The sequence below is a fragment of the Marinilactibacillus psychrotolerans genome (assembly GCF_900101525.1).
GTDB classification, from domain to species: Bacteria; Bacillota; Bacilli; order Lactobacillales; family Carnobacteriaceae_A; genus Marinilactibacillus; species Marinilactibacillus psychrotolerans.
The window spans coordinates 114,528-133,870 of record NZ_FMZD01000001.1; the positions used below are offsets into that span (position 1 = coordinate 114,528).

At 34.0% G+C, this 19,343-nt stretch carries 19 protein-coding genes; 3 read left to right on the top strand and 16 right to left on the bottom strand.

All coding sequences use genetic code 11. The features are described from left to right. From BLT22_RS00540 to BLT22_RS00560, 5 genes are all read right to left on the bottom strand, one after another. Complete coding sequence (locus BLT22_RS00540) at nucleotides 1-960, bottom strand: iron chelate uptake ABC transporter family permease subunit (protein WP_091759470.1); 960 nt, start codon at nucleotides 958-960, stop codon at nucleotides 1-3. Beyond that, entirely contained in the window at nucleotides 957-1,904 is a 948-nt protein-coding gene (locus tag BLT22_RS00545; RefSeq protein WP_091759472.1) for an ABC transporter permease, read from the bottom strand. The genes BLT22_RS00540 and BLT22_RS00545 overlap by 4 nt, the downstream gene beginning before the upstream one ends. A gap of 169 nt (nucleotides 1,905-2,073) precedes the next feature. Further along, complete coding sequence (locus tag BLT22_RS00550; protein WP_087057206.1) at nucleotides 2,074-2,763, bottom strand: 5'-methylthioadenosine/adenosylhomocysteine nucleosidase; 690 nt, start codon at nucleotides 2,761-2,763, stop codon at nucleotides 2,074-2,076. 21 nt (nucleotides 2,764-2,784) lie between these two features. Beyond that, entirely contained in the window at nucleotides 2,785-3,033 is a 249-nt protein-coding gene (locus tag BLT22_RS00555) for a hypothetical protein (RefSeq protein WP_087057205.1), read from the bottom strand. Nucleotides 3,034-3,047: 14 nt separating this feature from the next. After that, nucleotides 3,048-3,602: an NUDIX hydrolase gene (locus BLT22_RS00560; protein ID WP_091759474.1), complete on the bottom strand. Its 555-nt coding sequence runs from the start codon at nucleotides 3,600-3,602 to the stop codon at nucleotides 3,048-3,050. A gap of 198 nt (nucleotides 3,603-3,800) precedes the next feature. Between BLT22_RS00560 and BLT22_RS00565 the strand changes: the two genes are divergently transcribed. The 3 genes from BLT22_RS00565 (at nucleotide 3,801) to BLT22_RS00575 (ending at nucleotide 6,960) form a co-directional block, all read left to right on the top strand. Beyond that, nucleotides 3,801-4,502 carry a 5-bromo-4-chloroindolyl phosphate hydrolysis family protein gene (locus tag BLT22_RS00565; RefSeq protein WP_091759477.1) on the top strand — a complete coding sequence of 234 codons (702 nt, stop codon included), beginning with the start codon at nucleotides 3,801-3,803 and terminating at the stop codon, nucleotides 4,500-4,502. A gap of 55 nt (nucleotides 4,503-4,557) precedes the next feature. After that, entirely contained in the window at nucleotides 4,558-5,772 is a 1,215-nt protein-coding gene (locus tag BLT22_RS00570; protein WP_091759479.1) for a toxic anion resistance protein, read from the top strand. A gap of 942 nt (nucleotides 5,773-6,714) precedes the next feature. Beyond that, complete coding sequence (locus tag BLT22_RS00575; RefSeq protein WP_087057201.1) at nucleotides 6,715-6,960, top strand: GlsB/YeaQ/YmgE family stress response membrane protein; 246 nt, start codon at nucleotides 6,715-6,717, stop codon at nucleotides 6,958-6,960. Nucleotides 6,961-7,048: 88 nt separating this feature from the next. On the opposite strand, the gene BLT22_RS00580 is transcribed toward BLT22_RS00575, so the two are convergent. The 11 genes from BLT22_RS00580 to murD form a co-directional block, all read right to left on the bottom strand. Then, the gene (locus tag BLT22_RS00580) at nucleotides 7,049-7,249 is read right to left on the bottom strand and encodes a cold-shock protein (protein WP_087057200.1); all 201 of its coding nucleotides are present in this window, start codon (nucleotides 7,247-7,249) and stop codon (nucleotides 7,049-7,051) included. Nucleotides 7,250-7,555: 306 nt separating this feature from the next. Continuing rightward, on the bottom strand, nucleotides 7,556-10,333 hold the full coding sequence (gene ileS, locus BLT22_RS00585; protein ID WP_091759482.1) for an isoleucine--tRNA ligase: 2,778 nt from the start codon (nucleotides 10,331-10,333) through the stop codon (nucleotides 7,556-7,558). Nucleotides 10,334-10,642: 309 nt separating this feature from the next. Further along, entirely contained in the window at nucleotides 10,643-11,302 is a 660-nt protein-coding gene (locus tag BLT22_RS00590; protein ID WP_087057198.1) for a DivIVA domain-containing protein, read from the bottom strand. An 89-nt stretch (nucleotides 11,303-11,391) separates the two neighbouring features. Next, nucleotides 11,392-12,177: a YlmH family RNA-binding protein gene (locus BLT22_RS00595; RefSeq protein ID WP_171034374.1), complete on the bottom strand. Its 786-nt coding sequence runs from the start codon at nucleotides 12,175-12,177 to the stop codon at nucleotides 11,392-11,394. Between the two features lie 8 nt (nucleotides 12,178-12,185). Next, a complete protein-coding gene (locus BLT22_RS00600; protein WP_091759485.1) occupies nucleotides 12,186-12,491 on the bottom strand; it encodes a YggT family protein in 306 nt (101 codons plus the stop codon). Between the two features lie 21 nt (nucleotides 12,492-12,512). Further along, the gene (locus tag BLT22_RS00605; RefSeq protein WP_087057195.1) at nucleotides 12,513-12,995 is read right to left on the bottom strand and encodes a cell division protein SepF; all 483 of its coding nucleotides are present in this window, start codon (nucleotides 12,993-12,995) and stop codon (nucleotides 12,513-12,515) included. Between the two features lie 32 nt (nucleotides 12,996-13,027). Further along, complete coding sequence (ftsZ, locus tag BLT22_RS00610; protein ID WP_091759487.1) at nucleotides 13,028-14,257, bottom strand: cell division protein FtsZ; 1,230 nt, start codon at nucleotides 14,255-14,257, stop codon at nucleotides 13,028-13,030. Nucleotides 14,258-14,281: 24 nt separating this feature from the next. Continuing rightward, entirely contained in the window at nucleotides 14,282-15,601 is a 1,320-nt protein-coding gene (ftsA, locus tag BLT22_RS00615) for a cell division protein FtsA (RefSeq protein WP_091759489.1), read from the bottom strand. 256 nt (nucleotides 15,602-15,857) lie between these two features. Then, nucleotides 15,858-16,697 carry a cell division protein FtsQ/DivIB gene (locus BLT22_RS00620; protein WP_091759491.1) on the bottom strand — a complete coding sequence of 280 codons (840 nt, stop codon included), beginning with the start codon at nucleotides 16,695-16,697 and terminating at the stop codon, nucleotides 15,858-15,860. 23 nt (nucleotides 16,698-16,720) lie between these two features. After that, a complete protein-coding gene (gene murG / locus BLT22_RS00625) occupies nucleotides 16,721-17,839 on the bottom strand; it encodes an undecaprenyldiphospho-muramoylpentapeptide beta-N-acetylglucosaminyltransferase (protein ID WP_091759493.1) in 1,119 nt (372 codons plus the stop codon). 26 nt (nucleotides 17,840-17,865) lie between these two features. After that, nucleotides 17,866-19,251 (bottom strand): UDP-N-acetylmuramoyl-L-alanine--D-glutamate ligase, encoded by a 1,386-nt coding sequence (gene murD / locus BLT22_RS00630; protein ID WP_091759495.1) that lies wholly within the window; start codon nucleotides 19,249-19,251, stop codon nucleotides 17,866-17,868. Between the last annotated feature and the right edge of the window lie 92 nt (nucleotides 19,252-19,343).

The following is a 19,343-nucleotide window of genomic DNA, read 5'->3' on the forward strand; positions in this document are numbered from 1 at the left end:
CTATTGTTTCCTCTCTTTTAATAAGATGATTAAAAAATATAGGCCTCCCACAAACTCTAAAACCACACTAAGAGTTGTTTGAAATTTAAAAATATGTTCGATAACAATCTGTCCTGATATAACAAAGACTATAGTAAATAGACTTCCTCCTATAAATAATGTTTTATGCTGAAATGTATCAAATATCCTATAGGATAAGTTGGCTCCTAAAAACCCTAGAAACGTCACAGGACCTACAAGTGCAGTAGAAACAGCAGTCAATATGCTAATCAATAGAAATAAAATAAAAGTAAGCAAATCAACATTGACACCTAACTGCAAAGCATTTACTCTACCAAGATGTAATACGTCAAGTACACTAGACAATTTAAACAAAAGTACGATAACTGGCAAACTAGTTATTATAGTAACAAAGAGTAGACTCGTATCTATATTATTAAAACTGGCAAATAATCGACTCTGTAATTGATCAAACTCATTCGGATCCATTAAAACTTGTAAAAAAGAAGAAAAGCTTCTAAAAAAAGTACCCATGATTAACCCAGTCATCAACAAGAGATAAAGTCTCCCAGGAAATTTTTTAAAAAATATCCAGTATAGTAAACAACTGGCACCTACCATTAAAAAAGTTGACAGAAAAAAATTGAAATATTTATCTCTTATTAGGGCATGTCCGTTCCCTAATAAAGCCATAATTACTGTCTGAAAAAATACATAAAGCGAATCAAGACCAATAATACTAGGTGTTAGAATTTTATTTTCAGTCATCGTCTGGAATGTCATAGTTCCAATAGTGGAGCAAATACTAATGATAATAAAAGCGATAATCTTTTTTCCTCTTAATGGAAGTATATATCCCCAATTATTATTAGATTGAACCAGAAGATAAACGCCTACGCTAAATATTACAAGGAAAAATAATATAATAATACGTATAGGAGATTTGTAATTCTTTTTCATAATTGCTCTCCTTTTAGTAATAAGAACAAGAATAATCCCGTTCCAATAATTCCAACAATCAAACTAACTGGTACTTCATAAGGTGCAATAATCACTCGAGCAAAGATATCACACACAACAAGAAATAATCCTCCAAAATAAGCTGTTGGAAAAAGCACTTTTTTAAAATGATCTCCTTGTTTCATAGATATTAGGTTAGGAATAATTACGCCAATAAATGGAACATTTCCCGCTGTAAGTATAACTGCTGAGGTTGCAATAGATATAATAATAATGACAAGTATTTCAAGAATTAAAAAGGGGACTCCTAAACTTGTCACTTGATCTTTACCTAAATTCATTACAGAGAAGTAATGTGAAAATAAATAGATAATGATCATAAGCGGGAACACTAAAAAAATTAATTGATAATTATTCGAACTAATTAATGAAAAATTTCCCTGAAGCCATGCTGTAGCATTCTGTATAAGGTCATGCTGATAGGCTAAAAAAGTTCCGATAGCGCCTACAACATTACCGTACATTAGCCCAACTAATGGGATCATAATTGAGCTTTTCAGTTTCACTGAGTTTAAAAATGAAACAAAAATAAGCGTTCCAGCAATAGAAAATATAAAGGCAAATAGCGTTTTATGTAAAAGACTACTTTGATTAAATAAAATCATAGATAAAATAATTCCTAAACGAGCACTATCCATTGTTCCTGCAGTAGTTGGAGATACAAATTTGTTTTGTGTTAGCTGCTGCATCAGAACACCAGATACGGCAAGTGTAGCGCCTGCAAGTAGTAAACTAAGTGTCCGTGGAATCCTTAAAGAAAACAAAATAATTTTCTGTAACTCATTAGGTGAAAAAAGCTCGATAAACGTTATATCTTCTGCCCCTACTAATAAAGAAATCAGAATACTACACACTAAAAGAGAAAAGAAACCGATTTTTTCCATTTCCATCATCCTTCACTATATAGAGAATAGTTTAATAATGTAAAAACGCTCTAAATGAGAATGATTATCACTATCATAGATTAAGTATACTGAATTTCTAATGTATAATCAATCATTCACAATCTTTTATGCCAAAAAAAAAGAAGGCTTATTCAGCCCTCTTTAACAACTATAAGTCTTCTAATAAATTCAACACCATCTCAGCAGATCTTTCCCCCGCTTGTACAATAAATTCTTCAAAAGAAACAGACGCTTTTTCATCAGAAGTATCAGACAATGCTCGTATAACAACGACCGGAACGTTAAACTGGTAACAAGTTTGCGCTACAGCAGCACCCTCCATTTCCGTAACAAGTGTTTCAGGAAACTTTTCTATGATGTAATTGATTTTATCTGAATCAGCTATAAATGAATCTCCAGTAACAATCAACCCCTTGTGAATCGGCCACCCCACTTTTTTTGCGGCTCGTGAAACTTTACTAATTAACTCATTGTCCGCTTTATATCTGCTAGGCATCTGCGGTATTTGACCAAAATCATATCCGAATACTCTAGCATCTGCGTCATTATATGTTAGTTCAGTAGAAACTACTAAATCTCCAATTTGTAGATCCTTCCCAATACCACCAGCTGATCCTGTGTTGATAACCACATCAGCCTTATACTTTTCAATTAATAACGCTGTCGCAATTGTAGCATTTACTTTTCCAATTCCCGATTGAACTAAAACAACTTCTGTATGATTTATAATTCCATTATAGAAGGTCTGATTTGCACTCGTACTCACTGTCTTATCTTTTAATTTTTCTACTAAAATATTTACTTCTTGCTCCATGGCAGCAATAATCCCTATTTTCAACAGCCCAAACTCCTTTTATGTCTATGGTCCATAAATTGTATAAATTAATACAATAACCAATAGCAATGTAACTATAATGATCGCTTGCGTTAATCTTTTTTCAACTCGTCTATAACGCTCCATCTCATTTATTCTTTTTTTTGAAGTTCTACCTTCTTTAGATAATTGTCGTTCTTTCTTTCGATTCTCTTTTTTCAATTGCTTTTGAAGGCGATTTTTTTCTTTCGATTCTATTTGCTTCTGTTTTTTTAGTTCTTTCCTAGATTGCATAAGCTCATACCCTTTTAATTAAATCCTTGGATTTTCTTCATTTTCCAGTAAAATAATGCAAATACACTCTTAGAATCTCTCAAATGCCCTTCTTCATAAGCATGCCAAGCTTCTTCAAAAGTTAATGCTAATACTTCTATTGTTTCGTCTTCATCTTTTGGTAATGGGTTATCTACCTTTATTAGTTGTCGTGCTTCATAGATTTCTAAAAACTCATCTGTAAAACCTGGAGTGCTATAAAAAGATGTGATAAAAGACCAATCTTGTGCTTGAAATCCTGTTTCTTCTTCCAGTTCTCTTTTTGCTGTTTTTAAACCATTTTCATCTTCAGCATCTTTAAGTCCAGCAGGAATTTCGATACTAATCTTTTCAATTGCTTTACGATACTGTTTTACTAGCAGCAGCTTTTGATCATCAGTAAAAGCTATGACAGCAGCAGCACCATCGTGCCTAACAATCTCTCTTTTAGACTGTTTTCCATTTGGAAGTAATACATCTTCAACAATATATTTTGTTACTTTTCCATCATAAATAAGTTCGCTTTTAATTGTCTTTTCTTCAAATTCCATCTTATCAACTCCCCTATATACTATAGATATCATACAATAGATTACTTTATTTTTCATTAACGAATATCAACCTCTAAGATTATTCTATAAGCCTCTATGTAAATTAAGGAATATCATCCTTAGGTCCTATGTCACTCTTTTCAATATTTATGATAAAATAAATATACAAATCAAAACGAACTTTTTGGAGGAGCCAATATGAATAAAAATCGTTTAGCAGATACACTTATTTATCTTTTAACCTGTATTACCATCCTATTTATTTTTATTACGCTCGTGGCTGTTGATTTCCCTATTATACCAGCAGCATTATTTAGTGCAACAGTAGGGGTTTTATTGCTTTATATGCGAGGAAGAAAACACAATAATCATGATGAAAAAACCAAATTACCCAAATTATCCGCAGAAAAAGAGGCCTTCTATGAATCAAAAGGATTAGGTAAAGAAGATATTCAATACTTCCGTCAAACTATGCAGAATGCAAAAGCACAAATCAAGAAAATCGAAACAAACTTACAAGCAACTGGTAAATTAAAAGCGATTGAAAACCGTAACAATACGGTTCATTTAACAAAGTCTTTATTCAGAGAAATTATTAAGGAACCAAACCGATTGCATGAAGTTGATCAGTTTTTATACGTTCATTTGCCTTCTCTTGCTGATCTTTCTGAAAAGTATGTTGAAATTGACAATCATGAAGCTAAAAGTAAAGCAACCTATGATATGTTAGATAGATCTTCACAGACACTTGATGAAATGTGTCAACAAATAGCTGGTGATTATGTTGAATTCAAATCAGATGACATCGAAGATATGGAAGTAGAGGTTGAACTTGCAAAAAGATCTCTAGACAAGGATAATGGTCTTAATCAAGAATCGATTCAAAATGATGAAGTATAATTTATACGATGATTTAAACGAAATCGTAAATTTTCTCGAAAGGAAGTAAATGAATATGCCTGAAAATGATCATAATCAGAATATAACCAAAGTAAAAGATAAAAAATCAAGTGAACTGGATGATTTATTAGCAAACCCTTTTGGTGACACAATAAAAAATCCTCCTGCTCCTCATGTGAATACTAACAATCAGATGAATGAAGAAGAAAAAGAGGATACCAGAAAATTAATTGATACTTTACCAGAAGAACGTCAGAAACAAGCACGACTTTTAGCTAAACAAATTGCTGTTACAGATATTGATGCGGTTTTAAATTATGGTTCAGGTGCGCAACAAAAACTAGGTGATTTCTCTCATTCAGTTTTAAATCATGTCCAGAACCAAGAGACGGGACATATCGGCGAAACATTGAATGACTTAATGTTCAAATTGAAAGACAGTAATCCTGATGATTTAAGAGCGGATAATTCAAATATTTTCAAAAAAATGTTTAAGAAAATCAATCGTTCTATATACGAAACTACTGCTAAGTATCAGAAGATCGGTGCTCAAATAGATAAAATTGCCGTTAAACTTGATAAAGAAAAAGATCTTTTGCTCAAAGATAACGATATGCTTGAATCACTATATGAAAAAAACTTTGAATATTTTGAAGCACTCAATATTTATATTGCTGCTGGCGAAGTTAAACTCGAAGAACTTCAAAACCAAATTATTCCAGAAGCGATGAAGACAGCTGAAAGTAGTACTAATCAAATGGATGTTCAACGTGTTAATGATCTTAACCAATTCCAGAATCGACTGGAAAAGCGAGTATATGACCTAAAAGTAGCTAGACAGATGACCATTCAGCAGGCTCCACAAATTCGACTCATTCAAAACACAAATCAAGCCTTATCTGAAAAAATCCAAACTTCTGTCAATACTGCTATTCCTTTATGGAAGAATCAAATTGTTGTTGCGCTAACTTTATTACGTCAAAAAGAAGCCGTAACTGCTCAAAGGCAAGTCTCAGAGACAACAAATGATTTATTGACAAAAAATTCTGAAATGTTGAAACAATCTTCTATCGAAACTGCCCGCGAAAACGAACGAGGCATTATTGATATTGAAACTTTAGAGAAAACACAAACAGATTTAGTTGAAACTTTAGAAGAGACCCTATCTATACAAGAAGAAGGTCGTACAAAACGACAAGAAGCAGAACGCCAACTGGTTAGAATGGAAGATCGCCTGAAAGATCAATTACTTCGAATAAATGATAAGTAGCCTAAAAAGACTGGGACAAAAGTCTCTGAAAGACTTTAAGTATAGAGAAACCCTGAGAGAATTTTATTTACAATTCTCTCAGGGTTTCTTCTTTTTCTTAAATGCTTCTTGTTCGTTTGCTTGATCAATTTCTCTTTCATAATAACTATTCCATTGTTCGATTTAGTTTTCAGCTTGAATACGAGTGCTTCTTTAATTAGGCAAAGTTCAGACTATTATCAGATTATTTTTGTATCTGTTTGTTTTGGCTCTGAATTAATCTGCATGTGGCCTTTATTTTTACACAGTTAGATGAACTTTACTACATAAGAGTAGTTCAACACTTAACTCAATAAGAGAATATCACTCAGTTACCAGATAAGAGCACCTTATTCAGCAACTCACTAAGAGATCACCACTCAGTTAACAGATAAGAGCAGCATATCAATCAACTCAATAAGTAATCTCCACTCAGTTAACAGTTAAGAGCAGCATATCAATCAACTCAATAAATAATCTCCACTCAGTTACCGGATAAGAGCAGGATATCAATCAACTCAATAAATAATCTCCACTCAGTTAACAGATAAGAGCAGCATATCAATCAACTCAATAAGTAATCTCCACTCAGTTAACAGATAAGAGCAGTTCCTCACACCATTCAGCTCATCTCAGTCAGGTTTTTATACTCAAGCAAAGTAGCTATTTTTAGAGAAATCGGCATGCGTAACAATAAAGATAGAGGCTAACAGCAAACGAACTAGAAAGTAAAACATCGTCAAATCAAAATTAAACCCTTGATTTAACGGTGTTTTTGTTTATTCGACACTTCAAATTTTTAAACAATGAAGACTTTTGTCTCAGCTACTTTTTTTATAAGACGTAATGTTTGAACAAAATATGACAATAGTATATAGTTGTCTATAGAAACAAATTGAAGCAAAGAAGAAGGAGAGATTTTTTATGTTAGGATTTATTTTAATGTTGATCATTGGTGGAGTTGTAGGCTGGATAGGTCAACTAATAATCGGGAAAGATGTTCCAGGTGGAATTATAGGTAATATTATTTTAGGACTAATTGGTTCAGCTTTAGGGGGATATTTAATTCCTGAATTTGGTCCTACTATTGGAGGAATCACTCTTATCCCTGCAATTATTGGTGCAATAATTCTTGTATTTCTTTATAGCTTAATTGCTAAAAAAGCTTAATTAAATATATTTCAAACTAAGAAAAAGCTCTTTATGGTCAACACGATTAGACCATAAAGAGCTTTTTTGATTATCGTAATTTTCAGTATTAGACTTTAGTGACATTGGAAGCTTGTGGGCCTCTGTCTCCATCAACGATATCGAATTCAACCTCTTGGCCATCATCCAAAGATTTATAACCTTCGCTATTGATTGCACTAAAGTGAACAAATACATCTTCGCTACCCTCTACTTCAATAAACCCAAATCCTTTTTCTGCATTAAACCATTTTACATTTCCTCTTGCCATCCTGCATTTTCCTCCTAAGTAATACTTGCAACAGACCATTATTAAGTGCACTTTACCATCAGTTAACTATACAGCACATCTATTACACTTAAAAGTATACAAAATTTGGATATTTTTTGCAAGGGCTTTCTTAAATTTCTGTAATAACTAATTAACTATAAGTTTCGTTGTGTACCCTTATTATTTGTTAATCTTTCCCCTATATAATTAGCAAAAAAGAGCTGATCATTATGAGCAAACGCCTATACATTAGATTTTTGGTCTAATATATAGGGTCACTACACATGTCATCTCTTTTTATGGTTGCTATTCAAATAGTTCTGGATAGTGCTCTTTGCAAATATGATGGCATCTAGTACATAATTTTCCTACACCTTCAACTTCAATCAACTCTTTCGAAGTAATTCGGCATCTTTCACATACCTCACCTTCCATATGTTCAACTTTAATCGATACATGATCAAAATCAAGAATCGTTGTATCTCCTTCAGGTTTTTCTGAAAGATCTTTTACAGTAAAGTTGGATGCGATTAGAATTTGACGTAAGTCAGTATTCAGTGAATCAAGCAATAATTTTACTTCTTCAGTTGCATATAGTGTTGTATCAGCTTCAAAATCTTTACCGATTACTTTATTTTCACGAGCAACTTCATTAGCTTTTAGAATATGGTCTCTTAGGCGCATAAATTTATCCCATTTTTCGACTAGTTCTTCAGCATTTTCATATTGTTCTACTTCTGGCATTTCTGCTAATTGTACATAGTCTGTTTCTTCGTCTAGATAAGTCCAGATTTCTTCCGTCGTATGAGGAATAATTGGAGTTAACAGTTTAGTTAACTTCACAGTTACTTGATAAAACACCGTCTGCATTGCGCGACGTGAATGGGCATCTGGCGCATCTATATACAATACATCTTTAGAAAAGTTTACATAGAAGTTAGACATATCTACAGTACAAAATTGGTTGATTTCTTTATAAATATCTGAAAAATCATAATTATCATAAGCAGTCAAAACATTTTCAACCGTTCGATTCAAACGATTCATCATATATTGGTCAACTGTTCTTAACTCTTCATACGGTACTGTATGTTCAACAGGAGAAAAATCTTCTGTATTTTGAATTAAAAAACGGATTGTATTTCTAATTTTACGGTAAACTTCTGAAACTTGCTTTAAGATATCCATACTGACACGAACATCTGCTTGAGCATCTACACTAGAAACCCAGAGACGAACGATATCAGCACCCATCTGTTTGATTACCTTATTGGGTAAAATAGTATTTCCAAGAGATTTACTCATCTTACGGCCATCTCCGTCTAGAACCATACCTTGAGACAGAACAGACTTATAAGGAGTCGTATCATTAATTGCTACGCTTGTAGTAAGACTTGAGTTAAACCAACCACGGTACTGGTCTGAGCCTTCCAGATACATATCAGCTGGAAATGTCAGGTTTTCTCTAGCTTTAAGGACTGCTTGATGAGAAGAACCAGAATCAAACCACACATCCATAATGTCTGTTTCCTTTGTAAATCGACCATTCGGGCTAGAAGGAGATTCAAATCCTTCAGGTAATAAGTCTTTTGCTTCACGCTCGAACCAGACGTTAGAACCAAATTCAGCAAAGAGATTAGATACATGCTCAATAGTTTCTGGTGTAATAATTGCGTCTCCATTTTCAGCATAGAAAATTGGAAGTGGAACACCCCAAGCACGCTGACGAGAAATAACCCAATCTCCTCTATCTCTTACCATATTATAGATCCTTTGCATGCCCCAAGGTTGTAACCAATCAACTTCTTGAATAGCTTTTAAGATGTCCTCTCTGAAATCTTTGATTGAAGCAAACCATTGCGGTGTTGCACGATAAATTACTGGCTTTTTAGTTCTCCAGTCATGAGGATAACTGTGCGTGAAGAAACTCAATTTAAGTAAAGCATCATTTTCTTTCAACCAGTCTGTAATGATTTTATTCGCATCATCATAATAGACACCTTCTAGTCCTGGCGCTTCACTTGTAAAACAACCTTTCTCATCAACAGGAGACAACACTTTCAATCCATACTGCTGGGCAGCTATGAAGTCTTCCTCACCATGTCCTGGTGCTGTATGAACCAATCCTGTACCACTTTCCAGTGTTACATGATCTCCTAAGATGACTAAAGAATCTCTATCATAAAAAGGATGTTTAGTCGTTACATGTTCTAAATCTGATCCTTTTACTTCCTTGATTAGTTCTACATCTTCCCAACCTAATGTTTCAGCTACTTCTTCTGCCATTTTTGATGCCACAACAAATTTGCGACCATCCGCGTTTACGACTGCATAATCAAAATCTGTATTGACTGCTACTGCTAAATTAGAAGGTAACGTCCAAGGTGTAGTTGTCCAAATGATCAATGAAGTATCCTCATCTAAAACTTTTTTCCCATCGTTAACTTTAAATGCTACATAGATATTAGGAGACTTAACATCTTGATATTCAATTTCTGCTTCAGCTAAAGAAGATTCACTTGAAGGAGACCAATAAATAGGTTTTAATCCTCTATAAATAAATCCTTTTTCCGCCATTTTTCCGAAGACTTTAATTTGTTCTGCTTCATAGTCTTTAGTTAAAGTGACGTACGGATTATCCCACTCCCCTGCAACGCCTAATCGTTTAAAGTCTTCACGCTGAGTATTGACTTGTTCCCAAGCATAGGCCTCACAAAGCTTTCTATATTCGGCTACTGTCATAGATTTTCGATCTACCCCAGAGTTTGTCAAAGCTTGCTCAATAGGCAATCCATGTGTGTCCCATCCCGGTACATAAGGTGAACGAAATCCAGACATAGATTTATAACGAACAATGATATCCTTAGATACCTTATTTAAGGCATGTCCCATATGAATATTTCCATTTGCAAATGGAGGTCCATCATGTAATACAAAGGACTTTTTACCTTTATTCAGCTCTTGTCTTCTTTCATATAGGTTATTTTCTGTCCATTCTACTTGACGATCTGGCTCTTTGTTAGGCAAGCCGGCACGCATCGGAAACTTAGTTTTTAACAAATTCAAAGTATCTTTTACTTCCATTTTTTTACCCTCTTTACTCTTTTTTTGTAATAAAAAAGACTTCATCCTCAAAAGGACGAAATCTTCGTGGTACCACCTTACTTTAAAAACGCAGTAAATTACAGTATTGTTTAACAGAAACAATCATTAGCAATATACGTTGTTTTTCTCTTCTCTTTAACGCAGAGTAACGTTTTTAGTTACTTAAGTTCACTAAAAAAGTGACTGAATGATTATGGAACAAAAAGAACTTGCCAGCTTCACACCTTCGCCAGCTCTCTGAAAAGTATTTTGTCTCATCATGTTTCAGTTATCACATATATTAACTTTTTAAACGTTAGGTAATTCAACAGCTGGTGTCATACCTTCTTCATATCCTTCAGAATTATCATCCACAGGATCAGAATCAGCTGGTACTTCGGCCACTTCATCTTTCTGCTCAAGTTCTGACTTCACTTCATTAATTGTATTCGTTACCGGTTTTTCAGATGCGGGGGGTTGTAAAAGATCGTCCCATTCTTCTTTTTTCACGAGTTCCAATTGTGATTCGATCATAAGTTGCAAACGCTGGCGAAAAATACGGCTCTGTTTACGCAGAGCTTCCGTTTCTTCTTCGATTTTCCTTGCTTTTCCTACTGCTTCTTTAAGCAATTGATCCGCATGATTCTCAGCATCTTGACGCACGTTAGAAGCTTTATTCTCTGCTTCTTTTGAAATCATCTCTGCTTCTCTTTCAGCATTTTCTTTTAGACGATCAGCAGCATCTTGAGCTACGATAATTGATTTGTTAAGAGAATCTTGCATTTGATCATAGCTTGCCAATTTTTCTTCAGCGAACTCTAATTTTTTTTCAGTCTCTTTTTTTTGCTTCAATAACAATTCATAATCTTTAATGATTTGATCGAGATAGTCATTGACTTGATCTTGATCATAGCCTCTCATTTTAACAGAAAATTCTTTGTTATGTATGTCCATTGGAGTTAATGCCATTGTCGAATACCTCCGTAATTTTTTTGAAGTTCTAATTATAATATGATTTGTTTATTAGTATAATCAATATTATTTTTTAATACAAGAGCTTATTGGTTTCTATCCAGTACATCTAGTTCAAGACGAATTTTTTCTTTACGGGTCTTACCTTCGATAGATTTTAACTTTAACCTTCCAAATCCTCTAATCGAAATAACATCAAAAATTCCTAATGTTGTATCAGGTCTACTCGTTTCATTCCAATTAACTTTAACCTTATTAGAAGCGATAAGTTCTTTAGATTTTTGGCGTGACAAATTAAAAGCACTAGCTAACACTACATCAATTCTTAAAGAGGATACAATGATACTTCTGTTTTCCCATTTATCTTTAGGCAATATAATGTCCGTATACATTTTTTCTTCCAAATGTACTTTAATTTTCCCGATACTATCGATTTGGGATAGCAAAAAAGGCATCATCGGTTTATCTACAAATACTTGCCAATTTTCTCCATCGGTAATAATATCACCTAGATTGCCACGGTTAATACCTGACCCTGTCAGAGAGCCTAAAATATTGCCATGAGATAATGTAGCAAATTTAACTGGATAATTAATTTCACAAATAGTAATAGCATACTCGTTTTGTTCCGGTTCAAAATACGAAGGTGCTAAGAAAATCTTTTTCCTCTCAGCATCTTCATACCCTCCAAAACTATGCAACGTAATTTCGCTATTTTGGCCAGCGATAGATTCTACTATAAATTGCTGTCTTGGATCTAAAAATGGAGATAAATAAGGGGTATACTGTTCTTCTACTTGACGAACCCAGTCAACGACAGAATCGATAAATAACTGCTCATCTTTTCTAAAATGCTGGTATACATTATCCATAATTTACCTCACAATAAGCCCAACTGACTTAATAGATTTACTAAAATATTAAACACTGGCGCTATCCCCATTTTAATAAATGAAAGAGCAAACAATGCAACTAATCCCGCTAAACTGATCATTCCAATAGGTGGTACGAAACGACGAAAGAAACCTACATATGGTTCGCATATTCTAGTCAGTAATCGTCCAACACCCGATTGATAAGCTCCAGGAAGCCAGGACATCAAAAAATATACAACTAATAAAAGTCGATAAATATCAATAAGATTGATAAGAAAAGAATATAAATAACTTATAAATTGAAGCAGCATGGTTGTATATCTCCGTTCCGATTAAAAATCCTGTTTCTTCAAAGCTTGCAACTCTGCTCCATCAAGTTCAACAGACTGAGGTGTGCAAACAAATATTTCTTCACCAATTCTTTCAATGTCACCCTTAATAGCATAAGTAGTTCCCATCAAAAAATCAATGACTTTTTTCGCTTGGTCTTTTTCCATTCTTCTAAAGTTCAAAATAACAGACTGATTGTTCAATAAAATATCTGCTACTCCTTGAACCTCTGAATACGTACGTGGTTCTAAAACATTAATACGCGGTTTTTTTATTGCCTGTTGTTGATTTATCGCTACAATATTTTGATTTGAACTAGCTTTACGCATAGATTGATCTTTAGAATTACTTGTTTTTTCTTTTTTTACAGGTTCAGCAGTTTTTTCTTTGATATTCGTACTAGTCGTCTTTTCAAAAGGATTGTCCAATTCTTCAGAATCGTCTTCTAGAAAGAAAAAATTATTTAAGCGATCTTTCATTCCCATTTTATAAGTCTCCTTTCAAAGAGGCTTGATACTTATCTCTTTTTCCTTTTTCTAAAAAATGGTGGTGTGTCAACTTCATCATCAGAGCTTGTTCGGTCCGTTACATTTTCTCGGGAGAACAAGTCTTTTTCTTTATTATCTTGACTCGTTTCGGTTAATTGATCTAAATCTTCATTGTGACGATCTCTTAGATTTGGCTCTTTACGAATATCCCAGTTTCCAAATGGATCATTCTCAGTTTTTTTAACCGAATTCGATGATGTTTTACCTGCTTTATTTACAGAAGATTTTTTATTTTCTGTTTTTTCTCCATCAATACCAGTCGCAATGACAGTAACAACAACTTCATCACCCAAATCTTCATTAATTGATGTACCAAAAATAATATTGACTTCACTAGTCGCAGCAGCGGATACAATATCAGAAGCATCTTGGGCTTCGAATAAAGTTAAATCTGCTCCTCCTGTAATGTTCAATAAGACAGATTCAGCCCCGGCAACAGAAACTTCAAGCAGTGGAGACGAAATGGCTTTTTTAGTTGCTTCGGCGGTTCTATTTTCACCCGTAGCAGTACCAATACCCATTAGAGCAGAACCTTGATTTTCCATAACCGTTTTCACATCTGCAAAATCCAAGTTAACATACCCGGGATTAGTGATCAGATCAGAAATCCCTTGAACACCTTGACGTAAAACATTATCTGCTTCTCTGAATGCTTCCATCATTGGAGTTTTTTTATCAACTATTTCAAGTAATCGATTATTCGAGATAGTTACTAATGTATCAACATGCTCTCTCATAGATGCGATACCTTCAGCAGCAAAGCGACCTTTTTTAGGTCCTTCAAATGTAAATGGACGAGTAATTACTCCAACTGTTAAGGCTCCTTGTTCCTTAGCAATGCGTGCAACGATTCCAGCGGCTCCCGTTCCAGTACCGCCTCCCATTCCTGCAGTAACGAAAACCATATCAGCACCTTGTAATGACTCAGCGATAGCTTCTTCACTTTCTTCTGCAGATTTTCTTCCTACTTCCGGGTTTGCTCCCGCTCCAAGTCCTCTAGTTAATTTGGGACCTAATTGGATTTTAGTTTCTGCACTCATCATATCTAAAGCTTGAACATCTGTATTGGCTACTATAAATTCCACGCCTTGTACGCCGTCTTGAATCATTCTATTGACCGCGTTTCCTCCAGCACCTCCGACACCAATTACTTTTAATACTGCCCCTTGAGATGCGATTGAATCGAATTCTAATTCCATTCTTTTTCCTCCTGTGTACGATATTTAATCAAAAAATGTCGAAAAAAAGCTTTTAAGTTTATCTGTAAAAGATGGTCCTTTTTTATTTTCTGTTGAATTCTCATAGAATTCATCTTTCTTGGTACTTTGAGAAATTACTGGTTTAACTGAGCTATGAGATAGCTCTTTTGGATTATTTCTTATATTTGATAAGCTTATTTGATTAATCAGCTTTTGAATCCCATCTAATTGCCCTTCATAATAGACCAGTGAGATCGCATTAGTGAAAGATGGGTATCTTACCCCCATAAAATCGGGTATGTACACATCAACTTGTACTTCAAATATATCTTCAGCAAGTTCTCTAATCCCAGGTATTGCTGCAGCCCCACCAGTGAGCTTGATTTTCCCTGGTAAAGACAATGCATCTATTTGATCTAATTTATTTTTTAAAACTTCAAAAATCTGTTCAAGCCTAGCTTCTATGATTTCTGAGATGTAAGATTCTTTAACTTTGATAGAATCATTCTGACCTACTACATCAACGTGAACGAACTGATCATCAGCTACATGACTTGAGAAAGCATAACCAACATCTCTTTTTAGACTTTCTGCATTTTGAATGGATGTATTTAAAACCATTGAGATATCTTTTGTTACAAATTCTCCACCTTGCTGTTCAACATGGACAAATTTCAACTGATGATCATGAATAGCTGATGCGGTAGTTTGTCCGCCACCAATATCAATTTGAACAGTTCCAAATTGTCTTTCATCTTCAGACAAAACTAATTGCGCCATCGCTTGAGGTTGAATAATTAGATCTTTAATAGTAAAACCTGAAAGTTGAATACACTTTTTAATGTTATGGACAATAGATTTCGGAACTGCTAACACTGTACCATAGACCTCTAATCTTTCTCCAACCATTCCCCTAGGATCTTTTATTTCATCAAATCCATCTACTAAAAATTCTTCAATCATTACTGAGATGACTTCTTGGTCAGCCGGAATTGAATTCATACATGTTTCTTGAATAACTTTTTCGACATCTTGATCACCAATCTCTTCATGAGCTTGTTCAACTTGTATATATCCATTACAAGGAATGATCTGTGCACCTTGTGCCGGTATTCCAACAATAAGTTCTTCAATTTTGACGCCTGATTTTTCTTCAGCTTGTTTAACTGCCAAAGTTATCGCATTGCTTGTTGCTTCAATATCAACAATCATGCCTTTATTTAATCCTTTGGATCTTTCACTACCGACTCCAATCACGTTCATCTGCCCGTTTAATACTTCAGCAACTATAACTTTAATCGAAGTGGTTCCAATATCTAGACTCGCATATACACCGTTCTCCATTATTGATTGAAACCTCCAGTCTACACTAGGTATTACTTTAATAAATTTAGGTCTAACCCTAGAATGTTTTGATTATTTATTCGTTGTTTGTATGAAAGAACACTCCATACTTTATATATATATTAACTTTATGTTAATACTTATTTTACCATACATTACTATCGTTATAGAAGTTAGTTTATTGATTTCTCAATACAAAATATAACTTTTGTGTAACAATCGACTGTATGTTTGGTATAAAACCTAATGAGTACTCTTATTCATTAGAATTCTCGTCTAACTGAACACCATTTTCTTTATCAAATTTCTGATCATCTTCTGTTGAAAAAGGTAAAAAGTAAGCACCTGCTTCCAAGTCAAACAATCCGTTTTCTCCATTTACAGCTCTAACTAGTTGTGGATAACGTTGCAACCTTTGAGAGAAACTGGGAATAGAAGCTAATATTTCATTTCCATTATTCATATATGCTTTTACAAGCAAAGGATTACGATCATTTTTTATCCATTCCATTTCAGAGATCATAGTTTTAACATTTTTATCTAATTTATTATACTGATCTAACATTTGCTTGAGCACTTTATCATCTGAAAAACTAATAAATGTTGGCAATTCACTACCTGTTATAGTATTACTGTTCTCAATAAGTTTACCATTTTCTAAAACATGATAATATTTTTTACCATCCTTTAGATAAGCAACAGTTTTAAATTCTGTAATATCAAAGCGAAAATTATTCAATCCTTCAATGTAAAGCTGAATACTTTTAACTTGCGGTAATTCATTTTTAACATTCTGAAAAATCGTCTTTCTATCAAAATACGTTTCCCACACAGATTCACCTGATCGAACACCGCTACTATCAATAACTTCTTGATCAAATACCTCATTGGATCCTGAAACAGAGATTTCTCTAATTTCACTATAAGGACTTATAAAATAAATAGCAGAAATCATCATAGTCAAATAAAACAATACCAGTATAGTCCATTTAAATTTAATTATTCGATTTTGCTTTTTCTTTCCGGAAGGAGAGTCATTATTTTTTTTCGTATAACCCTCTTCTATATTAGTTACCGTAGGATGGTTTTTACCCATTTCTCTCCCTCCTTCCCTATTTTCTAAATAATTTGATTAATCACTTCGATCAATTCATCAGAAGCTTTTTGTTTGCCTAATTTTTTAGAATTATTTGCCATTTCTTTTCTCTTCTCTTCATCTTTCATTAACGTATTAATTTCTTCTACAAAATGCTCTACTGAAAGTTCGGATTCGCGTATCATCAATGCGGCTCCGTGATGAACTAAACTTAAAGCATTTTTTGTCTGGTGATCTTCTGTCACATTAGGACTAGGTATCAGAATGCTTGGTAGCCCTAATGAAGTAAGCTCTGCCAAAGTTGTCGCTCCGCTTCGACCGACAACTATTGAAACTGCCGCAAACACTTTAGGCATTTCTTGTATATAAGGAACAATCCGAATTGATTCTTTATGAACAGATTCTCCATAATTTTTCTCCAACTGATTTAAGATGGTTTTATGGTGTACTTCTCCAGTTACATAAAGAACTTGATAAGGTTGTTCAGATAACTTCTCAAAACTATCAATAAATGTTTGATTGATTTGCTGTGCGCCTCTGCTACCTCCAAAAATCAAGACTGTTTCTTTATTAGGATCTAACTCAAACTGTTCTAATATAGGTGTCTTTTTGATATTAGCTACTTCTTGTGCCCTAGGATTCCCTGTATACACTACCTTCGATTCATTACCTTTGAATTGGCTTGCCGCTTCTTCAAAGCAAATAGCAATTTTATCGACAAAACGTGCTAAGAATTTATTCGTAACACCAGCTACACTGTTTTGTTCGTGTATAATCGTTGGTATCTTTGCTTTGGCAGCAGCATAACAAACAGGTGCACAAACATATCCACCAGTTCCGATAACAATATCTGGAGCATATTCTTTAATAATTTTTTTTGATTGATTAATACTTGAAAGAAATAATCTTATAGTATTCAAATTATATAAAATACCTGAGAGATTTAATTTTCTTTTGAAACCTTCAACCTTAATCATTTTGAATGGAACACCATTTTCAGGAACGATTTTACTTTCCAATCCTCTTTCAGTTCCAATATATAAAAATTCAGAAGAAGGATAACGCTCTTCGATTCTTTTTTTCAGCGCTAAAGCTGGATAAATATGTCCACCTGTTCCGCCGCCTGTCAGCAATACTTTCATATCTAGTTAAACACACAACCGGTGTTTTATTCCTCCTCTTGTTTTGATTGGATAAATCGAGCAATACTTTCCATATATGCATTTCCTCTAATTTCGAAACTCGGATACTGATCCCAACTTGCACAGGCTGGTGAAAGTAAAATGACATCATTAGGCTCACTTAATCTATAAGCTTCTGGAACAGCTTGTTCCACGTTTACAACCTTAATTGTTTTATCTATACCAGCTTTATTAGCTGTTTGAATAATCTTATCAGCTGTTTCTCCAAAAGCGAGCACTGCTTTAACATTTCTTTTCATTGCTGGTATTAGTTCATCAAATGATATACCGCGATCTAATCCACCTGCTAATAAGATAATTGGCTTTTCAAATCCTTCTAGAGCATTAATTGTAGCTAACGAATTTGTTGCTTTTGAATCATTGTAAAATTCACGCTTCTCGAATGAACATACAAATTGTGTACGGTGTTTGACACCTTTAAATTGTGTTAAAGCAGTCTTAATAGATTCGTTAGATTTATTCATCAGTTTTGCTACGGCTATAGCCGCCAGTGCATTCTCCAAATTATGTTTCCCTGGCAGAAGAATGTCTTTCACTTTAAGAACCGCTTCTTCATTGAAATATATTTTTCCGTTTTCGACATATACCCCTTGTTCTAACTTCTTCTTGCGTGAAAAAGGTACTAATCTAGCTTGGCTATACTGATTTACCAGTTCTGATAATTCGCTTTGATCAGCATTATATATCAAATAATCATTTTCTGTCTGATTTTCTGTAATTTTCATTTTCGCTCTTACGTATTCTTCCCTAGTCCCATGATAATCTAAATGTGCAGAATACAAATTAGTAATTACGGATATAGCAGGTTTAAGATTAATGGTACCTAGAAGCTGAAAACTGGATAATTCTAGAACCGTTGTGTCGAGCTCTGTTGCTTTCATTGCAACCTTACTTGCTGGCGTACCAATGTTCCCAGCAGCATAGGCTGTTCCAGCTAAACGATTAGTATTCAATATTTCTGTAATCATTGTTGTTGTTGTTGTTTTGCCATTCGTACCAGTTATACCAATCATTTCACTTTCAATAACTTCATATGCCAGTTCAACTTCTGTAATAATAGGAATTCTTTTTTCAATAGCTTTTTTTATAATTGGATTTGAATACGGAATACCAGGGTTTTTGACGACTAATTCAAAATCTTCGTCCATCAACTCTATAGGATGCCCTCCAGTAATCACTCTTAGACCTTCGTTAATAAGTTCTCTAGCTTCTGGATTTTCATCAAGATTTTTATAATCATTGACCGTTACTAAAGCTTTCAACTTATGTAACAACTTAGCAGCACTTACACCGCTCAAAGCTAATCCTAGTACCAGGATTTTTTTATTCTCATACTTATCTAATTCTTTCATATTTATCCCTCTTTTTTAGAATTGATGCACGAATTTATAATGAATAGTTTAAAAACTGGAAGTAGATTCCTCTACATCCAGCTTTTTCCAGC